22 protein-coding genes and 9 tRNA genes are annotated in these 25,433 nt (G+C 65.3%); 25 read left to right on the top strand and 6 right to left on the bottom strand.

Going from position 1 to position 25,433, the window contains the following annotated elements; genetic code table 11:
* Nucleotide 1 precedes the first annotated feature (1 nt).
* From RHOOR87_RS0104215 to RHOOR87_RS0104225, 3 genes are read left to right on the top strand one after another with little or no spacing between them, the layout of a single operon-like run.
* A complete protein-coding gene (locus RHOOR87_RS0104215; RefSeq protein WP_007511217.1) occupies nucleotides 2-682 on the top strand; it encodes a protein-L-isoaspartate(D-aspartate) O-methyltransferase in 681 nt (226 codons plus the stop codon).
* Nucleotides 682-1,293: a VTT domain-containing protein gene (locus RHOOR87_RS0104220; RefSeq protein ID WP_007511219.1), complete on the top strand. Its 612-nt coding sequence runs from the start codon at nucleotides 682-684 to the stop codon at nucleotides 1,291-1,293. The genes RHOOR87_RS0104215 and RHOOR87_RS0104220 overlap by 1 nt, the downstream gene beginning before the upstream one ends.
* Before the next feature lie 52 nt (nucleotides 1,294-1,345).
* Entirely contained in the window at nucleotides 1,346-2,347 is a 1,002-nt protein-coding gene (locus RHOOR87_RS0104225; RefSeq protein ID WP_027484341.1) for a peptidoglycan DD-metalloendopeptidase family protein, read from the top strand.
* Between the two features lie 64 nt (nucleotides 2,348-2,411).
* Here the strand turns inward: RHOOR87_RS0104225 and RHOOR87_RS0104230 are convergent, their stop codons facing one another.
* Entirely contained in the window at nucleotides 2,412-2,780 is a 369-nt protein-coding gene (locus RHOOR87_RS0104230; protein ID WP_027484342.1) for an Mth938-like domain-containing protein, read from the bottom strand.
* A complete protein-coding gene (gene yhbY / locus RHOOR87_RS0104235; protein ID WP_007511225.1) occupies nucleotides 2,780-3,076 on the bottom strand; it encodes a ribosome assembly RNA-binding protein YhbY in 297 nt (98 codons plus the stop codon). The genes RHOOR87_RS0104230 and yhbY overlap by 1 nt, the downstream gene beginning before the upstream one ends.
* 81 nt (nucleotides 3,077-3,157) lie before the next feature.
* Between yhbY and rlmE the strand changes: the two genes are divergently transcribed.
* The 16 genes from rlmE (at nucleotide 3,158) to RHOOR87_RS0104315 (ending at nucleotide 15,936) form a co-directional block, all read left to right on the top strand.
* Nucleotides 3,158-3,808, top strand: a complete 651-nt coding sequence (gene rlmE / locus RHOOR87_RS0104240; protein ID WP_007511227.1) for a 23S rRNA (uridine(2552)-2'-O)-methyltransferase RlmE — start codon at nucleotides 3,158-3,160, stop codon at nucleotides 3,806-3,808.
* Nucleotides 3,805-5,763 carry an ATP-dependent zinc metalloprotease FtsH gene (ftsH, locus tag RHOOR87_RS0104245; RefSeq protein WP_015448010.1) on the top strand — a complete coding sequence of 653 codons (1,959 nt, stop codon included), beginning with the start codon at nucleotides 3,805-3,807 and terminating at the stop codon, nucleotides 5,761-5,763. Before rlmE ends, ftsH begins: the two co-directional genes overlap by 4 nt.
* A 270-nt stretch (nucleotides 5,764-6,033) precedes the next feature.
* Nucleotides 6,034-6,110 (top strand) — tRNA-Arg (locus tag RHOOR87_RS0104250).
* Between the two features lie 179 nt (nucleotides 6,111-6,289).
* Nucleotides 6,290-6,366, top strand: a tRNA-Pro gene (locus tag RHOOR87_RS0104255).
* Between the two features lie 25 nt (nucleotides 6,367-6,391).
* A tRNA-Arg gene (locus RHOOR87_RS0104260) sits at nucleotides 6,392-6,468 on the top strand.
* A gap of 13 nt (nucleotides 6,469-6,481) precedes the next feature.
* Nucleotides 6,482-6,558, top strand: a tRNA-His gene (locus RHOOR87_RS0104265).
* A 19-nt stretch (nucleotides 6,559-6,577) separates the two neighbouring features.
* Nucleotides 6,578-6,653, top strand: a tRNA-Lys gene (locus tag RHOOR87_RS0104270).
* A gap of 260 nt (nucleotides 6,654-6,913) precedes the next feature.
* Nucleotides 6,914-6,998: transfer RNA gene (locus RHOOR87_RS0104275), tRNA-Leu, on the top strand.
* An 88-nt stretch (nucleotides 6,999-7,086) separates the two neighbouring features.
* Nucleotides 7,087-8,379 (top strand): trigger factor, encoded by a 1,293-nt coding sequence (tig, locus tag RHOOR87_RS0104280; protein WP_027484343.1) that lies wholly within the window; start codon nucleotides 7,087-7,089, stop codon nucleotides 8,377-8,379.
* 33 nt (nucleotides 8,380-8,412) lie between these two features.
* On the top strand, nucleotides 8,413-9,042 hold the full coding sequence (gene clpP, locus RHOOR87_RS0104285) for an ATP-dependent Clp endopeptidase proteolytic subunit ClpP (protein ID WP_007511232.1): 630 nt from the start codon (nucleotides 8,413-8,415) through the stop codon (nucleotides 9,040-9,042).
* 109 nt (nucleotides 9,043-9,151) lie between these two features.
* The gene (clpX, locus tag RHOOR87_RS0104290) at nucleotides 9,152-10,444 is read left to right on the top strand and encodes an ATP-dependent Clp protease ATP-binding subunit ClpX (protein ID WP_007511234.1); all 1,293 of its coding nucleotides are present in this window, start codon (nucleotides 9,152-9,154) and stop codon (nucleotides 10,442-10,444) included.
* Between the two features lie 174 nt (nucleotides 10,445-10,618).
* Nucleotides 10,619-13,093, top strand: coding sequence for an endopeptidase La (gene lon, locus RHOOR87_RS0104295; protein WP_007511236.1), 2,475 nt, complete (start codon nucleotides 10,619-10,621; stop codon nucleotides 13,091-13,093).
* 344 nt (nucleotides 13,094-13,437) lie between these two features.
* The gene (locus RHOOR87_RS0104300) at nucleotides 13,438-13,710 is read left to right on the top strand and encodes an HU family DNA-binding protein (protein ID WP_007511239.1); all 273 of its coding nucleotides are present in this window, start codon (nucleotides 13,438-13,440) and stop codon (nucleotides 13,708-13,710) included.
* Between the two features lie 19 nt (nucleotides 13,711-13,729).
* Nucleotides 13,730-13,804: transfer RNA gene (locus RHOOR87_RS0104305), tRNA-Val, on the top strand.
* A gap of 9 nt (nucleotides 13,805-13,813) precedes the next feature.
* Nucleotides 13,814-13,890, top strand: a tRNA-Asp gene (locus tag RHOOR87_RS0104310).
* Between the two features lie 144 nt (nucleotides 13,891-14,034).
* Nucleotides 14,035-15,936 (top strand): SurA N-terminal domain-containing protein, encoded by a 1,902-nt coding sequence (locus tag RHOOR87_RS0104315; RefSeq protein ID WP_027484344.1) that lies wholly within the window; start codon nucleotides 14,035-14,037, stop codon nucleotides 15,934-15,936.
* A gap of 162 nt (nucleotides 15,937-16,098) precedes the next feature.
* Here the strand turns inward: RHOOR87_RS0104315 and RHOOR87_RS0104320 are convergent, their stop codons facing one another.
* Both RHOOR87_RS0104320 and gloB read right to left on the bottom strand, forming a co-directional pair.
* A complete protein-coding gene (locus RHOOR87_RS0104320) occupies nucleotides 16,099-17,094 on the bottom strand; it encodes a transglycosylase SLT domain-containing protein (protein ID WP_027484345.1) in 996 nt (331 codons plus the stop codon).
* A 203-nt stretch (nucleotides 17,095-17,297) separates the two neighbouring features.
* Nucleotides 17,298-18,062 (bottom strand): hydroxyacylglutathione hydrolase, encoded by a 765-nt coding sequence (gloB, locus tag RHOOR87_RS0104325; protein ID WP_027484346.1) that lies wholly within the window; start codon nucleotides 18,060-18,062, stop codon nucleotides 17,298-17,300.
* Between the two features lie 230 nt (nucleotides 18,063-18,292).
* On the opposite strand from gloB, the gene RHOOR87_RS0104330 reads away from it, so the two are divergent.
* Genes RHOOR87_RS0104330 through dnaQ form a run of 3 tightly spaced genes read left to right on the top strand, consistent with a single transcriptional unit; the run spans nucleotide 18,293 to nucleotide 20,173 of the window.
* Nucleotides 18,293-19,000: a methyltransferase domain-containing protein gene (locus tag RHOOR87_RS0104330; RefSeq protein ID WP_027484347.1), complete on the top strand. Its 708-nt coding sequence runs from the start codon at nucleotides 18,293-18,295 to the stop codon at nucleotides 18,998-19,000.
* 25 nt (nucleotides 19,001-19,025) lie between these two features.
* Complete coding sequence (rnhA, locus tag RHOOR87_RS0104335) at nucleotides 19,026-19,469, top strand: ribonuclease HI (RefSeq protein WP_007511249.1); 444 nt, start codon at nucleotides 19,026-19,028, stop codon at nucleotides 19,467-19,469.
* Nucleotides 19,466-20,173, top strand: coding sequence for a DNA polymerase III subunit epsilon (dnaQ, locus tag RHOOR87_RS0104340; protein ID WP_007511251.1), 708 nt, complete (start codon nucleotides 19,466-19,468; stop codon nucleotides 20,171-20,173). The genes rnhA and dnaQ overlap by 4 nt, the downstream gene beginning before the upstream one ends.
* A gap of 322 nt (nucleotides 20,174-20,495) precedes the next feature.
* Here dnaQ and RHOOR87_RS0104345 read toward each other — a convergent pair.
* Nucleotides 20,496-20,585, bottom strand: a tRNA-Ser gene (locus RHOOR87_RS0104345).
* 111 nt (nucleotides 20,586-20,696) lie between these two features.
* Here RHOOR87_RS0104345 and RHOOR87_RS0104350 point away from each other — a divergent pair.
* Nucleotides 20,697-21,398: a protein phosphatase 2C domain-containing protein gene (locus RHOOR87_RS0104350; RefSeq protein ID WP_027484348.1), complete on the top strand. Its 702-nt coding sequence runs from the start codon at nucleotides 20,697-20,699 to the stop codon at nucleotides 21,396-21,398.
* 88 nt (nucleotides 21,399-21,486) lie between these two features.
* Here the strand turns inward: RHOOR87_RS0104350 and ppsA are convergent, their stop codons facing one another.
* Nucleotides 21,487-23,859, bottom strand: coding sequence for a phosphoenolpyruvate synthase (gene ppsA / locus RHOOR87_RS0104355; protein ID WP_027484349.1), 2,373 nt, complete (start codon nucleotides 23,857-23,859; stop codon nucleotides 21,487-21,489).
* Between the two features lie 221 nt (nucleotides 23,860-24,080).
* On the opposite strand from ppsA, the gene RHOOR87_RS0104360 reads away from it, so the two are divergent.
* Nucleotides 24,081-24,896 carry a pyruvate, water dikinase regulatory protein gene (locus RHOOR87_RS0104360; protein ID WP_007511258.1) on the top strand — a complete coding sequence of 272 codons (816 nt, stop codon included), beginning with the start codon at nucleotides 24,081-24,083 and terminating at the stop codon, nucleotides 24,894-24,896.
* Between the two features lie 18 nt (nucleotides 24,897-24,914).
* On the top strand, nucleotides 24,915-25,403 hold the full coding sequence (locus RHOOR87_RS0104365) for a DUF1249 domain-containing protein (RefSeq protein WP_007511260.1): 489 nt from the start codon (nucleotides 24,915-24,917) through the stop codon (nucleotides 25,401-25,403).
* Nucleotides 25,404-25,433: the final 30 nt, after the last annotated feature.

The following is a 25,433-nucleotide window of genomic DNA, read 5'->3' on the forward strand; positions in this document are numbered from 1 at the left end:
CATGACCACGTATCCATTGCCTGCCGCGGACCTGAAAGGCGAGGGGATGACCTCGCAGCGCGCGCGCGATCGCCTTGCGGCGACCCTGAAGGATGGCGGCATCCGCGATCTGCGCGTGATCGAGGTGATCCGCAACCTGCCGCGCCACCACTTCATCGACCAGGCGCTGCATTCGCGCGCTTACGAGAACGACGCGCTGCCGATCGGCCACGGCCAGACCATTTCTCAGCCTTGGGTGGTGGCGCGCATGACCGAGGCGCTGCTCGAGTTCGGTGTGCCGCAGAAGGTGCTGGAGATCGGCACCGGCTCCGGCTACCAGGCGGCGGTGCTGGCCGCGCTGGTGCCGCAGGTGTTCACCGTGGAGCGGATCGAGGCGCTGCTGCGCCAGGCACGCCGGCGCTTCCGCCAGCTTGGCCTGGCCAACCTGCGTTCGCGCTACGACGATGGCAAGCTCGGCTGGCCGGACGAGGCGCCGTTCGACGCGATCATCCTCACTGCCGCCGGCGACACCATTCCGACCCGCATCCTCGACCAGCTCAGTCCCACCGGCGTCTTGGTGGCGCCGGTCGGCTCGCCGAGCCGGCAGACCCTGATCCGCATGCGTGGCGACGGCAAGGGCGACTTCATCCAGGAGGAACTGGGCGCAGTCAGTTTCGTGCCGCTGCTGGGCGGGATCGGCTAATGCGTCTGTTCGGGGCACTTTATGCGCGTGCACTGACTTGGGCGCGCGAGCCGCGGGCGCTGTATTACCTGTCCGGGCTGAGCTTCGTCGAATCGTTCATCTTCCCGATTCCGCCGGAAGTGATGCTGGCACCGATGATGCTGGGCAAGCGGCACAAGGCGTTCTTCTTCGCCAACGTCAGCCTGCTGTTCTCGCTGCTGGGGGCGCTGGTCGGCTACGTGCTGGGCCATTGGGCGTTCCATGCCTTGCGGCCGGTGCTCGATGCGCTGCACCTGCTGGCACCGATCGAGCAGGGCGTGGCGACCTTGAGCCGACAGATGGTCGAGCATCGCTGGGGCATGTACGGCGTGCTGATCCTGGCCGCGCTGCAACCGGTGGTGCCGATGAAGTTCGTCACCTGGGCGTGCGGCATCATCGGCGTGCCGATCCTGCCGTTCCTGGCCTGCATCGGTGTTGGCCGCGGCAAGCGCGTGTGGTTGCTGGCGTTGCTGATCCGCCTGGTCGGCGAGCGTGCCGAGCGGATCCTGCACGAACACATCGAACGGATCGGCTGGGCCGCGCTGGTGCTGCTGGCCCTGCTGCTGCTGGTGTGGTGGTTCTGGTTGCATTGAGCAGCCGCGGCGCGGAGGGCAGCGTCGCATGAAAAAGGCCGTCCGCCTCGCTATGCTGGTGCGCATGGACCGATATCTTTCGTGCTGCGCAACCCTGGCCGTGACCCTGCTGCTTGCCGCTTGCGGCACCATGCGCAGCTCGGTCGTGGTGGAACCGGTGGCTGGCGGCTACGACGAGCACCGACCTGTCGCGTCGACACCGGCCCGTACCCCGATTCCCGGCGGCAGCTATGCCGTGGCCAAGGGCGACACGCTGTATTCGATCGCGTTCCGCAAGGGCGTGGATTTCCGCGACCTGGCGCAATGGAACGGGATCGCCGCACCGTACACGATCTGGCCGGGGCAGCGGCTGACGCTTTCGCCGCCGGCAGGACGTGCCGCCGCACCGCCGGCAGCCGCGCCCGTGCATGCCGGTGGCGCATCCGTGCGTGCCGCCGGCGCATCCGTGTCGAGTGCGCCGGCGACGTCGGCGCCGGTATTCGAGCCGGTGGCGGCGCCGGCTTCTCCCTCCGCGGCCCCGTCCGTGGAGGTGCCGGGCACCGCCACGGCGAACGTGCCGCCAAGGCCGGTCGCGCCCGCCGTCACAGCGACGTCCGTCGTGCCGGTGGCGGGCGTGCCGACCGCCGCGCCGGCAAGCATGCCGCCGCCGGCGCCCGCAGCCGCCGGAGTGTCACGCGTGGTCAGCCACGTGCAATGGCGCTGGCCGGCCGACGGCAGCCTGGTGGGGCGTTTCCAGAGTGGCGACGCGATCCCCGGCATCGAGATCGCCGGCAAGTCCGGCGACCCGGTGCGTGCCGCCGCCGATGGCGTGGTGGTGTACAGCGGCAACGGCCTGGTCGGCTACGGCGAGCTGGTGATCATCAAGCACAGCGACAGCTTCCTGTCCGCCTATGGCCACAACAGCAAGCGCCTGGTCAAGGAAGGCCAACGGGTCAGCATGGGTCAGCAGATCGCCGAGATGGGGTCGACCGGGACTACCCGCAACGAGCTGGAATTCCAGATCCGCAAGGACGGCAATCCGGTCGACCCACTGGGCTATCTGCCAGGAAGGTAAGCTCTTTGTGAATAGTGCGGCCATGGATGGCCGCCCGTGTGATTTTCGCGATCAGGGACGAGCGCTAAAGAATGAACGCGGCGATCACCCGTCGCCCTTCGCCGGCCAGCAGGTTGTAGGTGCGTGCGGCGGCAGCGTTGTCCATCACTTCGATGCCGATGCCCTTGCGCAGGAAACCGGCCATGAAGGCCGCGGCCGGGAACGCCTGGCGTTCGCCGGTGCCCAGCACCACCAGTTCGGGCCGCAATGCCAGCACGGCTTCCACGTGGCTGGCGTCGAGCGCCTCGACGGCGGTGACCGGCCAGTCCTCGACGGCCCGGTCCGGCGCCAGCAGGAAGCTGCGGGTGATCTCGCGGTCGATCAGGGTGATGCCGCGTGCGCCGACACGACGCACGTAGATATAGCCTTCGGGGCGTTCGAGCGACAGGTCCATCAGCGTGGCAGGGCGATCTTCGGCTCGTCGGCGTTGCGCCGGAACAGCACCACAACGTGGCCGATCTGGTGGATCGGCTCGGCCCCGGTGCCATGGGTCAGTACGTCGATCTGGGCCTGCCGCTCGTCCTTGTCGCCGCCTGACAGCTTCACCTTGACCAGCTCGTGGATATCCAGCGCCTGGCCCAGTTCCTTCACCACGGCGTCACTGGCACCCTTGTTGCCGAGCAGGACGACCGGGCTCAGGTCATGGGCGAGGCTGCGCAGGTAGCGGATCTGCGAGGGGGAAAGGGCCATGCGGCAGTGCTCGATTCGCGGTCAATGAACGGCAAAGGGTATCATGCGCCAACCCGTTCCCCAATCGGCGACCGTGACGACATGGCCCGCAGCAAGAGCAGCGCAGTCTGGCTGCGCGAACACTTCAACGACGAATACGTGAAGAAAGCCCAGTCCGAGGGCCTGCGTTCGCGTGCGGTGTACAAGCTGGAGGAGCTGATCGAGCGCGACCGCCTGCTGAAGCCGGGCATCAACGTGGTCGACCTCGGCGCCGCGCCGGGTAGCTGGTCGCAGCTGGTGCGCAACCGGCTGGGCGACAGCGGCAAGGTGTTCGCGCTGGACATCCTGCCGATGCAGAGCATCGCCGGGGTGGACTTCCTGCAGGGCGATTTTCGCGAGGAAGCGGTGCTGCACGAGCTGGAATCGCGCCTGGCAGGGCTCAAGGTGGATCTTGTACTGTGCGACATGGCCCCCAATATGAGTGGCGTGGCACTGGCCGACCAGATCCGCGCCATGGATCTGGCCGAATTGGCGCTGGATTTCGGCCGGCAGTGGCTGAAGCCGGGCGGCTCGTTCCTGATCAAATTGTTCCAGGGCGTCGGCTTTGACGATTACTTGCGCAGCTTGCGCGCGGACTTCACCCGCGTAACCATGCGTAAACCTAAGGCCTCCCGCGCACGTTCGCGTGAGGTGTACGCACTGGCGGTGGGCCGCAAGCCCGCCCCGGTGTCACCGGGCGAGAACCGTGCATGAATGAAACAGCGAAAAACGTGTTGCTCTGGGTGATCATCGCGGTGGTCCTGTTCACCGTGTTCCAGAGCTTCAATCCGCGCGGCGCGACCTCGTCCGACCTGCCTTACAGCTCGTTCGTGCAAAGCGTGGACAACGGCAACGTCGCCAATGCCACGATCAGCGCCGACCAGCCGGCCACCATCAGCGGCAAGCTGAAGGATGGCAGCCCGTTCCGCACGGTCGCGCCGATGCTCGGCTTCTCCACCAACGAGGTGGTCAAGCAGATGCAGGACAAGGGCGTCGAGGTCCGCCAGGATCCGTCCGAGGGCTTCTCGCTGATCGGCTTGCTGGTCAGCTGGCTGCCGGTGCTGCTGATCGTGGGCGTGTTCATCTGGTTCATGCGCCAGATGCAGTCCGGCGGCGGCGGGCGTGGCGCGATGAGCTTCGGCCGTTCGCGCGCCAAGCTGCAGGGCGAGGACCAGATCAAGGTCAACTTCAGCGACGTCGCCGGTTGCGACGAGGCGAAGGAGGAGGTCGGCGAACTGGTCGAGTTCCTGCGTGACCCGGGCCGTTTCCAGAAGCTTGGCGGCAAGATTCCGCGCGGCGTGCTGATGGTCGGCCCGCCCGGCACCGGCAAGACCTTGCTGGCGAAAGCCATCGCGGGCGAGGCCAAGGTGCCGTTCTTCGCGATCTCCGGTTCCGACTTTGTCGAGATGTTCGTCGGTGTCGGCGCCAGCCGCGTGCGCGACATGTTCGAGCAGGCCAAGAAGCACGCGCCGTGCATCATCTTCATCGACGAGATCGACGCGGTCGGCCGCCATCGCGGCGCCGGCCTGGGCGGCGGTCACGACGAACGCGAGCAGACCCTGAACCAGTTGCTGGTCGAGATGGACGGCTTCGAGGGCACCGAAGGCATCATCGTGATCGCCGCGACCAATCGCCCCGATGTGCTGGATCCGGCGCTGCTGCGCCCGGGCCGCTTCGACCGCCAGGTCGTGGTGGGCCTGCCCGACGTGCGAGGCCGCGAGCAGATCCTCAAGGTGCACATGCGCAAGGTGCCGACCGCCAGCGACGTCAATGCGATGACCATCGCACGCGGCACGCCCGGCTTCTCCGGCGCCGACCTGGCCAACCTGGTCAACGAGGCGGCGCTGTTCGCCGCGCGCGAGAACGCGCGCGAAGTGCGCATGAGCCACCTGGACAAGGCGCGCGACAAGATCCTGATGGGCACCGAGCGCCGCTCGATGGCGATGAGCGAGGACGAGAAGAAGCTTACCGCCTATCACGAGGCCGGCCACGCCATCGTCGGTCGGCTGGTGCCCGAGCACGACCCGGTCTACAAGGTCACCATCATCCCGCGCGGGCGTGCGCTGGGCGTCACCATGTACCTGCCCGAGGGCGACAAGTACAGCATCAACCGCGTGGCGATCCAGTCGCAGCTGTGCTCGCTGTACGGCGGGCGGGTGGCCGAGGAGCTGATCTTCGGCGCCGACAAGGTCACCACCGGCGCCTCCAACGACATCGAGCGGGCGACCAAGATGGCGCGCAACATGGCGACCAAGTGGGGGCTCTCCGACGAACTGGGGCCGATCACCTACGGCGAGGACGAGGACGAGGTGTTCCTCGGCCGTTCGGTGACCCAGCACAAGAGCATCTCCAACGAGACCGCCAGCAAGATCGACGAAGTGGTGCGCGGCATCCTCGATCGTGCCTATGCACGCAGCAAGGAGTTGCTGACCGCGAACCTCGACAAGCTGCATGCCATGGCCGAAGCCCTGCTGCAGTACGAGACGATCGACGCTCACCAGATCGACGACATCATGGCCGGGCGCGTACCCGGGCCGCCGTCCGACTGGACGAAGAACGCATCGACTGGCGCTACGCCGCCGCCTCCTCCGCCGAAGGGTGGCGCCGACTCGGCCGTCGGCAAGGTCGGCGACCCGGCACCGCAGAGTCGGATTGGCCTGGACGGCTGAGCGCGGTTTGGACGGCCATACGATGCAACGAAAGAGGGCAGCGAGTGGTTGCCCTCTTTCGTGTACGGGCGTTTTTTGTGGCGCCTGTGTGCAGGTGCTGCCTGGAGGCGTGGCGCGCCGCAAGCCGTCACCTGCCGGATGTGAATAAACCAGAGAAGAAATTTCACGAAAAGGGTTGACGCAAGCGGGCGGAGCCTGAATAATTCCGCTCCTTGCTTCACCGCCTCGGTGTCCAGACATCGAAAGCTGCAAGGCAAAGGTTTTTTTAGTGCGCCCGTAGCTCAGTTGGATAGAGTACCTGGCTACGAACTAGGTGGTCGGGAGTTCGAATCTCTCCGGGCGCACCATTTTTATTCTGCGAGACGGGGTGCTTGCGCCCCGTTTTGTTTTCAACGGGAAGCTGTACGGTTCTCCGCGAAAAGGATGATCAAGAAACACAAGGTGTGCTTCGATACGGATTGACTGAGCGAGGCGGCACCCGTAACATTTCAAGGCTCCGGTGGTGGCACGGCCGGTGATTCGAAAGCGGGGTATAGCTCAGTCTGGTAGAGCGTTGCGTTTGGGACGCAAAAGTCGGGGGTTCGAATCCCTCTACCCCGACCAGCGAAACGTTCTACCTGCAGCGACTGCGCCTGTAGCTCAACCGGATAGAGCATCGGCCTTCTAAGCCGACGGTTGCAGGTTCGAGTCCTGTCTGGCGCACCAGTATCGGTCGATGGTGGATGTAGCTCAGCTGGTTAGAGTCCCGGATTGTGATTCCGGTTGTCGTGGGTTCGAATCCCATCATCCACCCCAGTTTCAACCCAGGTTTCCTGGGCCGTTAGCTCAGTTGGTAGAGCAGTTGACTCTTAATCAATTGGTCGAAGGTTCGAATCCTTCACGGCCCACCAATCGACAAAACGCCGATCGCTTGCGATCGGCGTTTTGCTTTGCGCAGCCGGAACGTTGCGACACGTCGGCGATGGCGCGTTCGCAGCCGCCAGCGCTTGTGCTGCAAGGTCGCGCGACCGTAAAATGGTCTGCTTTCGTATAAGGGAATCATCGACTTAGGCAGGCGTGGCCATGGGGATGAGGCGCTTGCGGAGTTGCTCCGGCAAGTGACAATCGGTTTCAGAATCCGGTGGTTACGCACGTTTGGCGAGGGTGCAGGGCGAGAGTGGCGGAATTGGTAGACGCACCAGATTTAGGTTCTGGCGGTTAACCCCGTGGGGGTTCGAGTCCCCCCTTTCGCACCATACCCCGTTGATTTCTTTGTTTTCGGGCGGCACGGCCGCCATGGCGCCTGTGGCAGGCCCACAACATCAGGTAGTACCAGGAGACGTCATGCAGGTTTCGGTTGAGAACATCGGCACGCTCGAGCGCAAGCTCACGGTGAAATTCCCCGCGGAGCGGTTCGAGACGCAGGTGAGCGCGCGCATCGCGGAGATGGGCCGTACGGTTCGCCTGAAAGGTTTCCGTCCGGGCAAGGTGCCGACGACGGTGATCAAGCAGCGGTTCGGCGACCAGGTCCGCGGCGAGGTGTTGTCCGACCTGATCGGCAGCACGCTGCGCGAGGCGGTGGCGCAGGAAAAGCTGCAGCCGATCGCGAATCCGGCGATCGACACCACCGGCGAGCCGGAAAACGGTGAAATCGCGTATACCGCGACGTTTGAGATCATGCCGGAGTTCCCGGTGGTTGAAGTGGCCGCGCTCGAGATCAGCCGGCCGATGGCGGTGGTGACCGACGCCGATATCGACAAGATGCTGGAGACCCTGCGCCAGCAGCGCCGCAGCTTCGACGAGGTGGATCGCGCCTCCGCCGAGGGCGACTTCGTGATGTTCGAGTACTCGGCCGAGGCTGGCGACTACCGCTTCCCGACCGAGGGCCTGGAGCGTGCCGGCAGCGTGCTGGGCTCGGGCACCTTGTTCAAAGCGCTGGACGAGGCGCTGATTGGCCGCAAGATGGGTGACAGTTTCGAGACCGGGATTGCTTTCCCGGAAGACTTCCGCAATGCGCAGCTGGCGGGCAAGAACGCCCAGGTCAGCTTCAGCATCCTCAAGGTGCAGGAGCCGAAGCTGCCCGAGATCGATGCCGAATTCGCCAAGTTGTTCGGTATCGCCGATGGCGACCTGGAAACGTTCCGCAAGGAAGTCCGTGCGAACCTCGAACGCGAACTGAAGGCGGCGCTGATGGCGCGCCTGAAGTCCGAGGTGGCGGAGAAACTGTCCCTGGCGCATGCCGGACTGGACGTGCCGAAGCTGATGGTGCAGTCCGAGGCGCGCAACATGGCTGCCGGCAGCGTGCCGCAGGGCCAGCAGCCACCGCCGCAGCTGATCGAGGCCGCCATGCCGATCGCGCGCCAGCGGGTGATCGCCGGCCTGCTGATGGGCGAGATCGCGCGCAAGCAGGAGATCAAGATCGACCGCAAGCGCGTGGCCGAGCAGCTGGCGGCGATCGCCTCCACCTACGAGGAGCCGGAAAAGGTCATTGAACTCTACAACGGCGACCCCCAACTGATGTCCGGGCTGCAGAATCGCGTGATGGAAGATCAGGTGGCCGAATGGGTGGCCGAGCACGCCAAGACCACTCAGCTGGACCTGAGCTTCGACGACGTGATGCGCCCAGCCAACGCCTGAGCAATCGGGCCCATCGAGCGGAGAGCTGCAAACATGGCCATGGATCCGATCCAGAACCTCAATTTGGTGCCGATGGTCGTCGAGCAGACCGCTCGCGGCGAGCGCTCCTATGACATTTACTCGCGCCTGTTGAAGGAGCGGGTGATCTTCCTGGTGGGCGAGGTCAATGACCAGGTCGCCAACCTGATCGTTGCGCAGATGCTGTTTCTGGAGTCGGAGAACCCGGACAAGGACATCAACTTCTACATCAACAGTCCAGGCGGTGCGGTGACCGCCGGCCTGGCGATCTACGACACCATGCAGTTCATCAAGCCGAACGTCAGCACGATGTGCATCGGCCAGGCCTGCAGCATGGGTTCGTTCCTGTTGATGGCCGGCGCCAAGGGCAAGCGTTTCGCCTTGCCTAACTCGCGCGTCATGATTCACCAGCCTTCCGGCGGCGCGCAGGGCCAGGCCACCGACATCGAGATCCAGGCGCGCGAAATCCTGTATATCCGCGAGCGCCTGAACAAGCTGTATGTCCAGCACACCGGACAGACGCTGGAGAAGATCGAGTTGGACATGGAGCGCGACCGCTTCATGAGCGCTGCCGACGCCAAGGCCTATGGCCTGATCGACGAGGTGCTCGACAAGCGCGCCGGCGAAACGGTGAAATCGGCCTGATTTCGAGGTTTTACCCCAGGGTCGCGGGATGGGCTCTGCGTCTGCAGGCAGACGCGGGGCCCTGTGTTATTCTCGCGACGCATTCAGATTTACCAGCGGGATCGAGAGTATGAGCGACGACCGGCAGGGGCGTTCCAGCGACAGCGGCAAGATTCTCTATTGCTCTTTCTGCGGCAAGAGCCAGCATGAAGTGCGCAAGCTGATCGCGGGTCCGTCCGTGTTCATCTGCGACGAATGCGTGGAATTGTGCAACGACATCATTCGCGAGGAATTGGAGGAAAAGGCGGCTTCCGGCCGCACCCAGTTGCCCAAGCCCAAGGAGATCCGCGAATCGCTGGATCAGTACGTGGTCGGCCAGACCCGCGCCAAGAAGGCGCTGGCAGTGGCGGTATACAACCACTACAAGCGGATCGAGTCGCGCCAGAAGAGCGACGATATCGAACTGGGCAAGTCCAACATCCTGCTGATCGGCCCGACTGGTTCGGGCAAGACGCTGCTGGCCGAAACGCTGGCGCGCCTGCTCAACGTGCCGTTCACGATCGCCGACGCCACCACGCTGACCGAAGCCGGCTACGTGGGCGAGGATGTCGAGAACATTATCCAGAAACTGCTGCAGAAGTGTGACTACGACGTCGAGAAGGCGCAGTCGGGCATCGTCTACATCGACGAGATCGACAAGATCTCGCGCAAGAGCGAGAACCCGTCGATCACCCGCGACGTATCCGGCGAAGGCGTGCAGCAGGCGCTGCTGAAGCTGATCGAGGGCACGCTGGCCTCGGTGCCGCCGCAGGGCGGGCGCAAGCATCCGCAGCAGGAATTCCTGCAGGTCGACACCAAGAACATCCTGTTCATCTGCGGCGGCGCGTTCGCCGGCCTGGAAAAGGTCATCCAGCAGCGCTCCGAGAACACCAGCATCGGCTTTTCGGCCGAGGTACGCAGCAAGGAGCGCACCGAGAACCTGGGCAAGGTACTGGCCGACGTGGAACCGGCCGACCTGGTGCGCTTTGGCCTGATTCCGGAGTTCGTCGGGCGCCTACCGGTGGTGGCCACGCTGGACGAACTGGACGAGGCGGCGCTGGTGAAGATTCTCACCGAGCCGAAGAATGCGGTCACCAAACAGTTCAAACGGCTGTTCGAGATGGAGGAGGTGGAGCTGGAATTCCGCCCCGAGGCACTGCAGGCGATCGCGCGCAAGGCGCTCAAGCGCAAGACCGGCGCCCGCGGCCTGCGCACCATCCTGGAGCAGGTGCTGCTGGACACGATGTACGAGTTGCCGTCACTGGAGCACGTCAGCAAGGTGGTGGTGGATGATGCTGTGATCCAGGGCCAGGCCGAGCCCTATCTGATCTATCGCGGCAACCTGCAGCAACGGGTTGCCGGTGACGGCGGCGACGCTGCCTGACCCCTGCAAGCCCTGTCTGCGGCGACGACGGCTCCGGTGATTTCGCCGGGGCCGTTCTGTTTTTTGCGGCCAGCCCGCCTTGAGTAGACTCCCGGTCGCCTCCACTTGACGAGTTGACGGGCCCGGCGCAGTGTCGGGACGAAACCAGATCTGAACCCGAGGGACCCCTCTTTCATGGCCAAGAACGCCCCCCTTCCTGTTGCGCTGGACGCTCTGCCGGTGTTGCCGTTGCGCGACGTGGTGGTCTATCCGCACATGGTCATTCCGCTGTTTGTCGGCCGCGACAAGTCCATGCGCGCACTTGAGCGCGCGATGGAAGGCGAGCGGCAGATCCTGCTGGTCGCGCAGAAGAGTCCGGATATCGACGACCCGGAGATCACCGACCTGCACCAGGTCGGCACGCTGGCTGGCGTGCTGCAACTGCTGAAATTGCCCGATGGCACGGTCAAGGTGCTGGTCGAGGGCCAGTCGCGCGTGTCGGTCGAGGGCTTCAAGGAAGAAGACGGCATGCTGACCGCCCGTTCGCGCGTGATCGAGCCGGTCTACAACGCCAAGGAACGTGAGCTCGACGTGGTCTCGCGCACGCTGATCTCATTGTTCGAGCAACTGGTCAAGCAGAGCCGCAAGCTGCCGCCGGAAGTGTTGGCGAGCCTGTCCGGTATCGACGACCCCTCGCGCGTGGCCGATTCCATCGCCGCGCACCTGTCCGTGCGCATGGCCGACAAGCAGAAGGTGCTGGAGACCGCCGACGTCGGCCAGCGGCTGGAGTTGCTGATCGGCCTGGTCGATGGCGAGATGGACCTGCAGCAGGTGGAGAAGCGCATCCGCGGCCGGGTCAAGTCGCAGATGGAGAAGAGCCAGCGCGAGTACTACCTCAACGAGCAGATGAAGGCGATCCAGAAGGAGCTCGGCGACGGCGAGGACGGCCCCAACGAGATCGAGGAACTGCAGAAGAAGATCGAAGGTTCCGGCATGCCCAAGGCCGTGCTGGCCAAGGCGCGGCAGGAGTTTGGCAAGCTCAAGCAGATGTCGCCGATGTCGGCCGAGGCCACCGTGGTGCGCAACTACCTCGACTGGCTGGTTGGCGTGCCGTGGAAGAAGCGCAGCAAGGTGCGCAAGGACCTGCAACTGGCGCAGGAGGTGCTCGACGCCGATCACTTCGGCCTGGAGAAGGTCAAGGACCGCATCCTCGAATACCTCGCCGTGCAACAGCGCGTATCCGTGATGAAGGGGCCGATCCTGTGCCTGGTCGGCCCGCCCGGTGTGGGCAAGACCTCGCTGGGTCAGTCGATCGCCAAGGCGACCAACCGGAAGTTCGTGCGCATGAGCCTGGGCGGTGTGCGCGACGAAGCCGAGATTCGTGGTCATCGGCGCACCTATATCGGTTCGATGCCTGGCCGCATCGTGCAGAACATCAACAAGGTGGGCACCAAGAACCCGCTGTTCGTGCTGGACGAGATCGACAAGATGTCGATGGATTTCCGCGGCGACCCGTCGTCGGCGCTGCTGGAGGTGCTCGATCCGGAGCAGAACCATGCATTCAACGATCATTACCTGGAGGTCGACCTGGACCTTTCCGAGGTGATGTGGATCGCTACCGCCAATTCGCTGAACATCCCCGGCCCGCTGCTCGACCGCATGGAAGTCATCCGCATCCCCGGCTACACCGAGGACGAGAAGCTGGGCATTGCGCAGAAGTATCTCCTGTCCAAGCAGCTCAAGGCGAATGGCTTGAAGCCGGAGGAACTCAGCGTCACCGAGGACGCCTTGCGCGACATCGTGCGCTACTACACGCGTGAGTCGGGTGTGCGCAACCTCGAGCGCGAGATCTCCAAGATCTGCCGCAAGGTGGTCAAGGAGCTGACCCTGGGCCAGGTGAAGAAGGCGCGGGCGAAAGCCTCGCCCGCGAAGGCAACCAAGGGCAGGGCGAAGGCCAGCCCCGACAGGATCAAGGTGGATTCATCCAACCTGGACCAGTACCTGGGCGTGCGCCGGTTCGATTTCGGTCGCAAGGAACTGCAGAACGAAGTAGGCCTGGTCACCGGCCTGGCCTGGACCCAGGTCGGCGGCGAGCTGCTCAGCATCGAGGCCTCGGTGGTGGCGGGCAAGGGCCGGCTGGTGCATACCGGCCAGCTTGGCGACGTGATGAAAGAATCGATCCAGGCGGCGCTTTCGGTGGTGCGTGCGCGCGCCGACCAGTTGGGCATCGATCCGGAGTTCCATCAGAAGCTCGACGTGCATATCCATGTGCCCGAGGGCGCCACGCCGAAGGATGGCCCCAGCGCTGGCATCGGCATGTGCACTGCGCTGGTGTCCGCGCTGACCAGGGTGCCGGTGCGCTCCGAAGTGGCGATGACCGGCGAGATTACCCTTCGCGGTCGCGTGCTGCCGATCGGCGGCCTCAAGGAGAAACTGCTGGCGGCCCATCGCGGCGGGATCACCACGGTGATCATCCCGGAGGACAACAAGAAGGACCTGGTGGACATGCCGGCGAACATCACCTCGTCGCTGGAGATTCATCCGGTGCGCTGGATCGATGAGGTGCTGGATATCGCCCTGGAGCGCCCGCTGCAGCCGAATCCGGCCAAAGAGGCGGCTCCTGCGGCGGTTGCCGGCGAGCCGGCGGAAGGGCACTCGCTGACGCACTGATTCGCCGGCTCCGCTTCATCCTGCCGTGCTCCCTTCGAAGTGCCCTGCCGTGCAGGGCACCTTTTTGTTTTTCGCCGTCGGTCGACGAAATTTCCCCTAGTCCCCCGGAGTCGGTTTTGCAAGCGTTTCCGCAAGTCGCGAATCTTGCGGAAACGTTGCTGTGGCTTGTGTTGCGGAGTCCGGCAAGGCGCTGGTATAAAGGCGATACCGCAGTCCCGGCGTTGTAGGTCAGCGCAGCGATGCGGGGTTGCGTTACGGCCCAGGCAAGAGCCAACCATCCATGTCGTTGCTGTCCCGTCTCCGGGCAGACCGCACTGACGAAATCCGAACAAGGGAGTTTTTCAATGAATAAAACCGATCTGATCAATGCCATCGCCGAGAAGGCCGAGCTGACCAAGGCCGACGCTGGTCGTGCTCTCGAAGCCTTCTTCGAGACCGTGCAGAAGTCGTTGAAGAAAGGCGAGGATGTCTCGGTGGTTGGCTTCGGTACGTTCACCGTGCGCAAGCGCGCAGCCCGTACCGGTCGCAATCCCCGCACCAACGAAGCGATCAAGATCAAGGCCTCGAAGGTGCCTGCCTTCAAGGCTGGCAAGACCCTCAAGGATGCCCTAAACTAAGCGGCTAACGCTTGGTTTCGGGTGCTTAGCTCAGCGGTAGAGCGTCGCCCTTACAAGGCGGTGGTCGTAGGTTCGATCCCTACAGCACCCACCAGAAAAATGCGGAGTGGTAGTTCAGTCGGTTAGAATGCTGGCCTGTCACGCCGGAGGTCGCGGGTTCGAGTCCCGTCCACTCCGCCACAGTTCGCAAGGGCGCCCGTGTGGCGCCCTTGTCATTTGAGCGATGAGCGTCCGTACCGTTGTCGGACGCACGTCGGCACGTCGGCACGGCGGCTTGTGCCATCCGCGCGCCACGCGCTTTCACCACCTTGCGGGAAGATTTCAATGCTGCAGGCAATGCGTAACAAGATGCACGGATGGCCGTCCATCATTGTGCTTGGCCTCGCCGTCCTGGCGATGTCGCTGTTCGGCATGGAGAGCTACTTCATGTCGAACGACGACGCCTTCGTGGCGAAGGTCGGCAAGCACGAGATCGACCAGCGCGCCTACCAGGATCGCGTGAACCAGCTGCGGCAGCAGGCAGCCGAACAGCAGGGCGAGCAGTTCGACTCCAGCGCCTTCGAGAAGAACGAGACGAAGCTGCGCATTCTCGACGGGATGATCGACGAGCAATTGCTGCTGCAGGCCAACGGGGACTGGGGGCTGCGGGTATCGGATCTGGCCATGCGCGATTACATCGCCTCGATCCCCGCGTTCCAGGTCAACGGCCAGTTCGACGGCACCAGCTACCGCTCGTGGCTCACCAGCCAGTACAAGACGCCGGAAATGTTCGAGAACGAGATCCGCACGTCGCTGGCTACCCAGTTGCTGCCGGCCGCGATCAATGCCAGCACTGGCGCCAGCGATGCCCAGCTCGACAGCTTCCTGAAGCTGTTGGGCCAGCGCCGCGACTTGCGCTATTTCCAGCTGCCGCGTCCCGCGTTGGACAACAGCACGGTCAGCGATGCCGAGATCGAGGCCTGGTACAAGGCGCACCAGGCCGACTACATGAATCCGGAGCAGGTCTCGGTGAAGTACGTCGAGGTCGTTGGTGCGGATCTGCCGCTGGCTGCCGAGCCGAGCGACCAGGACCTGAGGAAGCGCTACGCGAGCGAGAAGCAGCGTTTCGTCCAGCCGGAGCAGCGGCTCGTCTCGCACATCCTGATCAACGTGCCAGCCAACGCCACGCCGGAGCAGCAGAAGACGGCCCTGGCCCAGGCCGAGAAGATCGCCGCGCAAGCCGATCCGGGCGACTTCGCCAAGCTGGCCGAACAGGATTCGCAGGATCTGGGTTCCCGCCGCCTGGGTGGCGACCTCGGCTGGCTGGAAAAAGGCGTGACCAACGAAGCCTTCGATTCGGCCCTGTTCGCGATGCAGAAGGGCCAGATTTCCAAGCCGGTGCTGTCGTCCGACGGCTACCACATTATCTGGCTGCGCGACATCCGCAGCGGCGAATCCAAGCCGTTCGAGGAAGTGCGCGAGCAGCTGGTCAAGGAGGCGACGACGGCCGATCGCGACCGCACGTACAACGAAGTCGCCGGCAAGATGTCCGACAACACCTACCAGAATCCGACTTCGCTGGAGCCGGCGTCGGTTGCGTTGAAGCTGCCGATCAAGACCACGGCCCTGTTCACGCGCAAGGGCGGCGAAGGCGTGGCCGCGAATCCGAAGGTGGTCGCGGCAGCGTTCAGCGATGACGTGCTGGTACAGGGTAACAACTCCGGTTTGATCGATCTTGGCAACAACCACTCCGTGGTGATCCATGTCGACCGGCATGTGCCGGCGGCGGCCAAGCCGCTGGCCGAGGTGCGGGCCGACGTGCAGCAGAAAATCCTCGACGCGCGCGTCGCCGCCATCGAGAAGAAGCAGGCCGACGAAGCGTTGGCGCGCCTGCGCAAGGGCGAGTCGATGGACGCCGTGGCCAAGTCGCTGGGCGCCAGCATCACCACCGCGAACGAGGTGGTAAGGCGCGCGCAGATCCCGGCGCCGCTGCTGACGCAGGCGTTCCTGCTGCCGCACCCGACGGAGGGCAAGCCGCAGTTCGCCGCCGTGGACATGCTGGACGGCAGCTATGTGCTGCTGGCCGTGGACAAGGTGCAGCCTGGCGACCGGTCCAAGGTGCCGCCGGAGCAGCGCGAGTCGTTGCGCCAGCAGATGGCCCAGGCCTACGGCTATGAGACGACGCGCGAGCTGATCGACCAGCTCAAGGCGAAGACCAAGATCAAGATCAACCAGCAGCGATTGTAGGCGCTGGCGGTCGGGCACGGCCGACGCCGCGCAGGAAGGGGTGGCCATCCTTGGGCTGCCCCTTTTCGTGTGTGGCGGATGGCTTGCCGGGCGACGCCATGAAGGTCGACGCTGCGGGTGAGGCGGGGGCGCGGCCGGGCGCCCGCCGTTCGGGCAACGAAACTAGTCCGGGGCGCCTACCGTCAACGTCTGGCCGGGCTTCAGCGCGTGGCCGTTCAGGTGGTTCCAGTGCCGCAACTGGCTGACGCCGACCGAGTATTTGCGCGCGATCTGCCACAGACTGTCGCCGCGCCTCACGGTGTGGACCTTCCACGGCGGGCTCGCGGCCGGCATCGGGCTGGGCGCAGTGTCGCCGCGGCTTGCGCTGGCCAGCAGATCGCCGCCGGAGCTGTCGGCCTGTTCCAGCAGGGCATCGCGGAACTGCCGGGCATGCCGGGCAGGCAGGATCAGGTAGGGGGCGGCGCTGGTATCGATCGTGTTGTTGCGGAATGCCGGGTTGAGATGTTTCAGCGCCTCCACCGACATGCCGGCGTGATCGGCTGCCCGCGCGATCGGCATCGAGTGGGAGATCCCGGTCTGCACCAGCTGCTGCTCGTCCGGCAGCGTGGGCAAGCTGACGTTGAAGCGCTCCGGCTCGCGCACCACACAAGCCATGCCGAGCAGCTTGGCCAGGTGTTCGCGCGTCACCTTGCGCACCGGCCATTGGGGAATCGCTGGCTGCGCCGCCGGCATGCCGTGCGCCTGAACCATTTTGCGTATCGTGAATTCGCCGGCGTTGTAGGCGTAGTCGGCCACGCGCCAGTCGTGGAACTGTTCGTGGTACTGCTCAAGCAGTTTCATCACCGCGTTGGCGGCGGCGGGTACGTCGAGCCGGCCGTCGTAGTGGCCATCGACACGCAGCCCCATCGCGCCGGCCGTCACCGGCATGATCTGCCACATGCCGGCCGGCCGGCGCTTGCGGGCGGGTACCGGCTGGAAGTGGCTTTCCACCCATGGCAACAGCACGAATTCGCCGGCGACATCGTAGCGGTCCGCCACTTGCTGCACGTAGACCAGGCGCGGCATCACCGCCTGCAGCTGGCTTTCGAACTGCCGGGGGTGGCGCGTGTAGTGCCTGGCCCAGGCCAGCACGGCGGGATCGGCGTCGCAGCCGGGCATGGCGAAGCTGCTGCGCAGTCGCTCCCAGACGTCGGCTGCGGGAGAGGGCGCCCCTGGTTCGGCGGGTGGCGGTGCGGCTTCGGGGGAGGCTGTCGGTGCCGGCAAGCTCTCGACGGAGGGTGGCCGTGGGCCGTGCGATGGCATGCCGGCACAGGCAGCGAGCAACATCGACAGCAGTAGCGGCAGGAATCGAGCGTACCGTCTCATGCGCGAAACCCGTCCTTGGCACGGCGTACGGCAGCAAAGCGGGCGACCCGGTCGTTGCCAGCGCCTTGCCGTTCGCACCAGGCGATGACGGCGTCGGTGTCGACGCGCAGGAACGGATTGGTCGCCCACTCGCTGGCGAGCAGTACCGGCAGGGTGGGTTGAAGGCGCGCGCGCAGCGCGGCGACTTCCTGCAGCCGCTGCTGCAAATCGGCATTGGCCGGCTCGATGGTGCGTGCAAAACGTCCGTTCGCCTCGGTGTACTCGTGGCCGCCGCATACCAGGGTGTCCCCCGGCAATTGGGCGAGGCGATCCAGCGAGGCGAGCATCTGCGCCGGCGTGCCCTCGAACAGGCGGCCGCAGCCGAGGCTGAACAAGGTATCGCCGCACAGCAGAATACCGGCGCCGACGTAGGCCACATGACTGAGCGTGTGACCGGGAACCGCAATCACCTCGAATTGCACGGAGGGCTCGGCCAACTCGACCCGGTCGCCATCGCGCACTCGCGCAGTCGCTTCGCCGATGCGCTCGTCGTCCGGCGCATGAACCGGTACGTCGTGGTGCGCACGCAGGGCCGGCACGCCGCCAATGTGATCGTGGTGGTGATGAGTCAGCAGGATCGCGCGCAGTTGCAGCCGATGCGCGACCAGCGCCTGCTCGACGACCGCAGCATCGCCCGGGTCGACCACGACAGCGTTGCCATGGTCATCGTGCAGCAGCCAGATGTAGTTGTCGGCCAATGCCGGTAACGGGATGAGGTGCAAGGCGGGCTCCGCTGCGTTTGAGGAGCACCCGGCAGGCCGGGTGCCTTTCCTGGGGAACGACAGACGCAACCGTCCGGGGCGCGCATGAGGCGGTCGAATATAAAGGGGCGCCGGTGCCGGCTCGTTAGCAGAACGTTAACACGCCGGGCGGCTGTTCAGCCGCGTGCGGCAGTTCCGCTCCGCCTTCGAACTGCTGCCCGTTGTCGTCAGCCGCTACACTCTCGATACAGATGAATGACCGGGTCGACCGCAAGCAGCAACGGGGTGACGACATCTATGCCAGCGCGCCATTGCGCCGCTTGCTGGATGCGCAGACGTGCGCGTTGAAGCCGGTCCTGCAGCGCTGCTTCGGCACCCACGCCCTGTTGTTGGGCGCTTCCCGTGACGATGCGCCACCGGCGTTGCCGATGTTCGGCTGCTGGACCTGCTTGCAGCTGCGGGAAGGGCGTTACCAGGGCGATCTGCGGGCCGCCGCGGACGAGCCGTTGCCCTTCATCGACGACGCGTTCGAGCTGGTGCTGTTGCGGCATGCGCTGGAGGTGGCGCCGCTGCCTTCGAGCCTGCTCGACGAAGCGATGCGCGTGCTGGCACCCGGTGGCGTGCTGGCGTTGACCGGCGTGCATCCGCTCGGCGGCTGGTCGCCGTGGTGCTACTGGCATGCACGCCGCAAGCCGCCGGCATTGCAGATGCCGTGGCGGCTCCGGCATCAACTCGAACGGGCTGGTCTGACTGTCGAGCAGTTGCAGCGGGTAGGTGGTGTGTGGCCGGGGCGGAAGGCACCGTGGGGCGCATTGGCCGGTGCTTTCGGTGGCGGCTACGTGCTGGTGGCACGCAAGCGTCGGCGTCCGGCCATGCCGCTGCGGCTTGCGCCGGTACCGGTACGCGTGCCGGCGAACGGCCGGTTGTCGCCGGGTACCCGGCGCAGTGCGGCGCCGTGATTTCCAATGGAATACGTGAGCAACGATGAGCGAAGTGGAAGCATTTACCGACGGTGCCTGCCTCGGCAATCCGGGCCCTGGCGGTTGGGCCGCCCTGTTGCGGGCGCAGGGTAGCGAGCGCATGGTGTCCGGTGGCGAGCCGGCCACCACCAACAACCGGATGGAGCTGATGGCGGCGATCGGCGCGCTGGAAGCATTGAAGCGGCCGTGTCGGGTGACGCTCACCACCGACTCGCGCTACGTGATGCAGGGCATCGAGCAGTGGATGCCGAAGTGGCGCGCGAATGGCTGGCGTACCGCCGACCGGAAGCCGGTGAAGAACCAGGACCTGTGGCAACGGCTGTCCGATGCGGTCGGCGCCCATCAGGTGCGCTGGAAGTGGGTGAAGGGCCACAACGGCCACATCGAAAACGAGCAGGTCGACCAGGCCGCGCGCAAACAGGCCGAGCTGATGAAGGGCAGGGCATGAGGCAGATCGTTCTCGATACCGAAACCACCGGCCTGGAAGTGCGCCAGGGCCACCGCCTGGTGGAAATCGCCTGTGTCGAACTGGTCGAGCGCCGGCTTACCGGCCGGCACTACCAGACCTACCTGAACCCGGATCGGGCGATCGACGAGGGCGCCCGGCTGGTCACCGGCATCGAAGACGAATTCCTGCTCGACAAGCCGCGCTTTGCCGAGGTGGCGGAGGAGTTCCTGGCCTTCATCGACGGCGCCGAGCTGATCATCCACAACGCCAGCTTCGACATCGGCTTCCTCGACGCCGAACTGGCCCGACTGGGCAATGCCGCGGGCCGGATCGGCGACCGCTGCAGCGTGCTGGATACCCTGGCGATGGCGCGCGAGCGCTACCCGGGGCAGCGCAACAGCCTCGATGCCCTGTGCAAGCGGTTGGGTGTGGACAACTCGCGGCGCGATTTGCACGGGGGCCTGATCGACGCGCAACTGCTGGCCGACGTGTACCTGGCGATGACTTCGGGGCAGGTGGCGTTCGACCTGGGCTTCGAGGGCGCCGCCGAGCAGCGCGATGTGATGGTGATGGTACCGGCGGTGCTGCATGCGCGGCCACGTGTGCTGCGTGCATCGGCAGAGGAGATATCGGCGCACGAGCAGCGCCTGGCCGCGCTGGACAAGAGCAGTGCGGATGGGCAGAGCGTGTGGCGGCGGTTGTGAGGTGGTGCGGCGCCGGTGCTTGGCGACGACCGTGGTGGTCAGAAGGGCAGGAGGGCGGGTACCGCGGGGTTGCTGGCGAGATTGTTCGGCCCATCCTTGGGCCGAACCTCTCCGCGCTGGGCGCTGCGGGGCCAGCCTGCGGCTGTCCAGATTTGTTCCTGACGAATTTGTCGACTGCGGAGGCAGGATGCCGGAGCGAACCCGGCGAAGCCGACGGCCCGAAGGGTGAGGCATAGGATGCGTCGAATAACCTGGGTGGGTTCTCACCCAGCCATCACCGCCAGAAAGGCAAAACGCCCCACATGGGGGCGTTTTGCCTTTCTGGCGGAGAGGGTGGGATTCGAACCCACGGTACGCTTGCACGTACGCCTGATTTCGAGTCAGGTACATTCGACCACTCTGCCACCTCTCCGGTGCGGTGCATGGTGGCGCATGCGAGCCGGGAATCATACGCGAGCGAACTTGCCGTGACAACAACCCGGTCTTCCGGCATGCTGCAACGGCTCGCACCTACTGAAAACCCATGATCGAATTCGGACACGGAACGCATGTCGGCTTGCGCCGCACGCGCAATGAGGACACCTATTACGCTGATGCCTCACTGGGCCTGTTCCTGGTGGCCGACGGCATGGGCGGGCACCAGCATGGGGAGGTGGCGTCGGCGCTGGTGCGCGACGGGGTGGTCGAGCTGGTCGGCAAGGGGCACGGCCTGATCGAAGCCGTGCACGCTGCCGCCGAACGGCTGCTGGCGCATACCCGGCCCAGTTTCGACGTGCTGCCGATGGGCACGACCATCGCCGCGCTGCGGATCAGCGGCGAGGGCTATGAGGTCGCCTGGGTCGGCGACAGCCGGATCTACCTGTGGAAGAAGGAACTGCGGCAGATCAGCCACGACCACTCGCTGGTACAGGCGCTGGTCGAGGCCGGCCAGCTCGATCCGGCGCAGGTTGCCCAGCATCCGCAGCGCAATGTGTTGACCCAGGCGCTGGGCGTGACCGCCATCGAGCAGTTGCATGTCGGCATGGCGCGGGGGCAATTGGAGCCGGGCATGGGCTTCCTGCTATGCAGCGACGGACTGACCGAGGGCGTCAGCGACGCCTCGATCGCGCGTGTGGTGGCACGCACCGACCTGGCCGCCCAGGAGTGCGTGGACCAGTTGCTGCTGAGTGCGCTCGACAGCGGCGGCGACGACAACGTCACGGTGTTGCTCGTGCGTTCCAGCTGAACCCGGCCACGCGCCGTCCGTCACCAAAAAGGGCCGGATGATTCCGGCCCTTTGGTCGATCGGTGGGGCGAATGCGGGGTCCGTCGGTTCAGCCGGCCTTCTTTTTCGCCAGCCGCAGCCAGGTGTCGACGACGGTGTCCGGGTTCAGCGATACCGATTCGATGCCCTGTTCCATCAGCCATTCGGCCAGGTCCGGATGGTCGCTGGGACCCTGGCCGCAGATGCCGATGTACTTGCCCCTGGCGCGGGCGGTCTTGATCGCCATCGCCAGCAGTTTCTTCACGGCCGGGTCACGCTCGTCGAACAGGCTGGCGACGATGCCCGAATCGCGGTCGAGGCCCAGGGTGAGCTGGGTGAGATCGTTGGAGCCGATCGAGAAGCCGTCGAAGATATCGAGGAACTCGTCGGCGAGCAGGGCATTGGATGGCACCTCGCACATCATGATGACCTTGAGTTCGTGCTCGCCCTGCTTGAGGCCGTTCTTCGCCAGCACCTCGATCACCTTGCGGCCTTCGCCGAGCGTGCGCACGAACGGGATCATCACCCACACGTTGGTCAGGCCCATCACCTCGCGCACGTGCTTGACCGCCTTGCACTCCAGCGCGAACGCCTCGGCGAAACTCGGGTCGACGTAGCGACTCGCGCCGCGGAAGCCGATCATCGGATTTTCCTCGCGCGGTTCGTAGCGCGAGCCGCCGATCAGGCCGGCGTACTCGTTCGACTTGAAGTCGGACAGGCGCACGATCACCGGCTTGGGGTAGACCGAGGCGGCGATCGTGGCGATCCCTTCGGCCAGGCGCTCGACGTAGAACGACACCGGATCGGCGTAGCCGGCCATGCGCTCGTCGATCTTCGCCCTGGTCTCGGCGTCCTGTTCGGCATATTCCAGCAACGCCTTCGGATGCACGCCGATGTGGCTGGCGATGATCATCTCCAGCCGGGCCAGGCCGATGCCGGCGTTCGGCAGCATGCCGAAGTCGAACGCGCGCTCGGGGTTGGCCACGTTCATCATGATCTTCAGCGGCGCCTCGGGCATCGCGCCAAGGTCGGCGGTGATGCGCTCGAACTTCAGGATGCCCTCGTAGATCGTGCCGGTGTCGCCTTCGGCGCAGGACACGGTGACGTCGGCGCCGTCCGGAATCAGCTCCAGCGCGTTGCCGGTGCCGACCACCGCCGGCACGCCCAGCTCGCGCGCGATGATCGCTGCGTGGCAGGTGCGGCCGCCGCGGTTGGTGACGATCGCCGAGGCACGCTTCATCACCGGCTCCCAGTCGGGGTCGGTCATGTCCGCGACCAGCACGTCGCCGACCTGCACCTTGTTCATATCGGCCAGCGAACGGATCACGCGGGCCTTGCCGGCGCCGATCTTCTGGCCGATCGAGCGGCCCTCGGCCAGTACTTTGCCTTTTTCGCCGAGACTGAAGCGCTCCAGCTGGGTGGCGTGTGCGCGCGACTTCACCGTCTCGGGACGTGCCTGCACGATGTACAGCTTGCCGGTGTGGCCGTCCTTCGCCCACTCGATGTCCATCGGCCGGCCGTAGTGCTGTTCGATGACCAGCGCCTGCTTGGCCAGCTCCTGCACATCGGCATCGCTGACGCAGAACGTGCGGCGCAACTCGGCCGGGGTCTCCTCGATCCTGACCCGCTCGCCCGGTGCGCCTGAATACACCATGCGCTGCTGCTTGGCGCCGAGACTGCGGCGCAGCAGGGCGGGCTTGCCGGCCTTCAGCGTGGGCTTGAACACGTAGAATTCGTCGGGATTCACCGCACCCTGCACGACCATCTCGCCCAGGCCGTAGCTGCCGGTGACGAACACCACGTCACGGAAGCCCGACTCGGTGTCCAGCGTGAACAGCACGCCGGAGGCGCCCACGTCCGAGCGCACCATCAGCTGCACGCCGGCGGAGAGGAACACCTCCTCGTGCTTGAAGCCCTGGTGCACGCGGTAGGCGATCGCGCGGTCGTTGTACAGCGAGGCGAAGACCTCCTTCACCTTGTGCAGCACGTCGTCGATGCCGACCACGTTGAGGAAGGTTTCCTGTTGGCCGGCGAACGAGGCGTCGGGCAGGTCCTCGGCCGTGGCCGAGGAACGCACGGCCACGGCTATATCGTCGGCACCGGCGTCCTTGCACAGCTTGAGGTAGGCCGCGCGGATCGCCTGTTCGAGCTCGGCCGGCAGCGCGGTGTCGATGATCCAGCTGCGGATTTCCCTGCCGGCGGCGACCAGCGCGTCGACGTCATCGACGTCGAGCGTGGCCAGCCGGTCCTGGATGCGCCGGGCCAGGCCGCTCTTTTCCAGGTACTGCTGGAACGCGCTGGCGGTGGTGGCGAAGCCGCCGGGCACCGACACGCCGAGCTTGGCGAGGTTGCCGATCATCTCGCCGAGCGAGGCGTTCTTGCCGCCGACCTTGCCCAGGTCGGTCATGCGCAGTTGGTCGAGCCAAAGCACCAGGTCGTTCAAGGGTGTCTCCTCAGGGAAAACGCGGATAAGTGGAATGGGCGCGGCACGAAGGCCCGGAGCGGGTTGCAAAGAACTGGTATTGTCCGCTGCGGATGGTGCGCGGCACAAGAAGACCATTGCCGACCGATGTCATTCCAACGCCATACCAGTCAGCTGGCGGTGGATTTCGTGCTTGCGCTAAGGTGCCGGCAAACGGCTCTTTCCACGAACCAGGACCTTGTATGCAGCGAACGGTTTTCTTCATCTCCGACTCCACCGGCATCACCGCGGAGACGATCGGCAACAGCATCCTGGCGCAGTTCGAGGGCGTGCGGTTCGACAAGCACCGGCTGCCGTTCACCGACAACGCGCACAAGGCGGAAGCCGCTGCGCTGCGGATCAAGACCAACTATGCGCAGAGCGGGCAGCGGCCGATCGTGGTCAACACCATGGCCGACCGTGCGCTGTGCGAGATCGTCGCCGCCAGCGGCGCGTTGATGCTGGACGTGTTTGCGCCGTTCATCGGCCCGCTGGAGGACGAGCTGGGAAGCAAGCGCACCGGCCTGGTGAACCGCTCGCACGGCCTGGTCGATTTCGACAAGTACGAGGCGCGCATCAACGCCACCAACTATGCACTCACGCATGACGACGGCATCGACGTGAACTATGCCGAGGCCGACCTGATCCTGGTTGGCGTATCGCGTTCGGGCAAGACGCCGACCTGCCTCTACATGGCCTTGCATTACGGCGTACGCGCCGCCAATTATCCGCTTACCGACGAGGACCTCGAGAAACTCGAACTGCCGGCGCGCCTGGGGCCGTACCGGGACCGGCTGTATGGCCTGACCATCGACCCGGTGCGGCTGGCGCAGATCCGCGAACAGCGTCGCGCCGGCAGCCGCTACGCCACCCTGCAGCAGTGCCGCTGGGAACTGGAGCAGGCCGACCGGTTGATGCGCCAGGCCGGCATCCCCAGCCTCAACACCACGCACGTGTCGATCGAGGAAATCGCCAGCAAGATCTTCGACCGCTTCGGCATCGAGCGGACCATGTTCTGATTGGAGCCTGCACTCCGCATGAGCGTCGTACTGGACAACCGCCACAGCCTGCTGCCCGGACGCTTCGAGTTCCTGATGGGGCTGTATGCGGAAAACTACCACCGGCTGGCGCGGTTGTTCGCGCCGCAGCAGCTGGCGCCAGGCCGATACGTGTCCGACGTGGGCGACGGACTGGACGTGCACCTGCACGTGCAGGAATGCCATCCGTACACGCTGGAACTGGAACTCACCTACGACTTCGTGGACGCGCACACCGGTCAGCGCGCGCCCTCGGCGCAATTGCGCATGTATACCGATGCGCATGTGGCGGAAGCCTTGCACTGCCATCCCGGTCGGCACCTGTGGCAGGTGCTGGGGCCGTTCTCGCCGGCACACACCGTGTTCCAGCATCGCCTGCGCATGAACGGATTCCTGTCGCGCTGGCTGGAGTACCTGGCCGAGCAGGGGCATTCCATCGGTACGCTGGAGCCGCAACCGGGACAATCAGAAAGCGGCGGCCTCGTTTGAAAGTGCGGCCAGGGATGGCCGCCTTTTGAC

Origin of the sequence: Rhodanobacter sp. OR87, assembly GCF_000473345.1 — a bacterium.
Taxonomy (GTDB): Bacteria; Pseudomonadota; Gammaproteobacteria; order Xanthomonadales; family Rhodanobacteraceae; genus Rhodanobacter; species Rhodanobacter denitrificans.

Coding starts and splice junctions, on each gene's coding strand:
- RHOOR87_RS0104350 (WP_027484348.1), top strand. CDS start 20,697: ATGATCGAATTCGGACACGGAACGCATGTCGGCTTGCGCCGCACGCGC.
- dnaQ (WP_007511251.1), top strand. CDS start 19,466: ATGAGGCAGATCGTTCTCGATACCGAAACCACCGGCCTGGAAGTGCGC.
- rlmE (WP_007511227.1), top strand. CDS start 3,158: ATGGCCCGCAGCAAGAGCAGCGCAGTCTGGCTGCGCGAACACTTCAAC.
- lon (WP_007511236.1), top strand. CDS start 10,619: ATGGCCAAGAACGCCCCCCTTCCTGTTGCGCTGGACGCTCTGCCGGTG.
- RHOOR87_RS0104360 (WP_007511258.1), top strand. CDS start 24,081: ATGCAGCGAACGGTTTTCTTCATCTCCGACTCCACCGGCATCACCGCG.
- RHOOR87_RS0104230 (WP_027484342.1), bottom strand. CDS start 2,780: ATGGACCTGTCGCTCGAACGCCCCGAAGGCTATATCTACGTGCGTCGT.
- RHOOR87_RS0104215 (WP_007511217.1), top strand. CDS start 2: ATGACCACGTATCCATTGCCTGCCGCGGACCTGAAAGGCGAGGGGATG.
- rnhA (WP_007511249.1), top strand. CDS start 19,026: ATGAGCGAAGTGGAAGCATTTACCGACGGTGCCTGCCTCGGCAATCCG.
- clpX (WP_007511234.1), top strand. CDS start 9,152: ATGAGCGACGACCGGCAGGGGCGTTCCAGCGACAGCGGCAAGATTCTC.
- ftsH (WP_015448010.1), top strand. CDS start 3,805: ATGAATGAAACAGCGAAAAACGTGTTGCTCTGGGTGATCATCGCGGTG.
- yhbY (WP_007511225.1), bottom strand. CDS start 3,076: ATGGCCCTTTCCCCCTCGCAGATCCGCTACCTGCGCAGCCTCGCCCAT.
- RHOOR87_RS0104365 (WP_007511260.1), top strand. CDS start 24,915: ATGAGCGTCGTACTGGACAACCGCCACAGCCTGCTGCCCGGACGCTTC.
- RHOOR87_RS0104320 (WP_027484345.1), bottom strand. CDS start 17,094: ATGCCCGGCTGCGACGCCGATCCCGCCGTGCTGGCCTGGGCCAGGCAC.
- RHOOR87_RS0104225 (WP_027484341.1), top strand. CDS start 1,346: ATGCTGGTGCGCATGGACCGATATCTTTCGTGCTGCGCAACCCTGGCC.
- RHOOR87_RS0104220 (WP_007511219.1), top strand. CDS start 682: ATGCGTCTGTTCGGGGCACTTTATGCGCGTGCACTGACTTGGGCGCGC.
- RHOOR87_RS0104300 (WP_007511239.1), top strand. CDS start 13,438: ATGAATAAAACCGATCTGATCAATGCCATCGCCGAGAAGGCCGAGCTG.
- RHOOR87_RS0104315 (WP_027484344.1), top strand. CDS start 14,035: ATGCTGCAGGCAATGCGTAACAAGATGCACGGATGGCCGTCCATCATT.
- tig (WP_027484343.1), top strand. CDS start 7,087: ATGCAGGTTTCGGTTGAGAACATCGGCACGCTCGAGCGCAAGCTCACG.
- RHOOR87_RS0104330 (WP_027484347.1), top strand. CDS start 18,293: ATGAATGACCGGGTCGACCGCAAGCAGCAACGGGGTGACGACATCTAT.
- clpP (WP_007511232.1), top strand. CDS start 8,413: ATGGCCATGGATCCGATCCAGAACCTCAATTTGGTGCCGATGGTCGTC.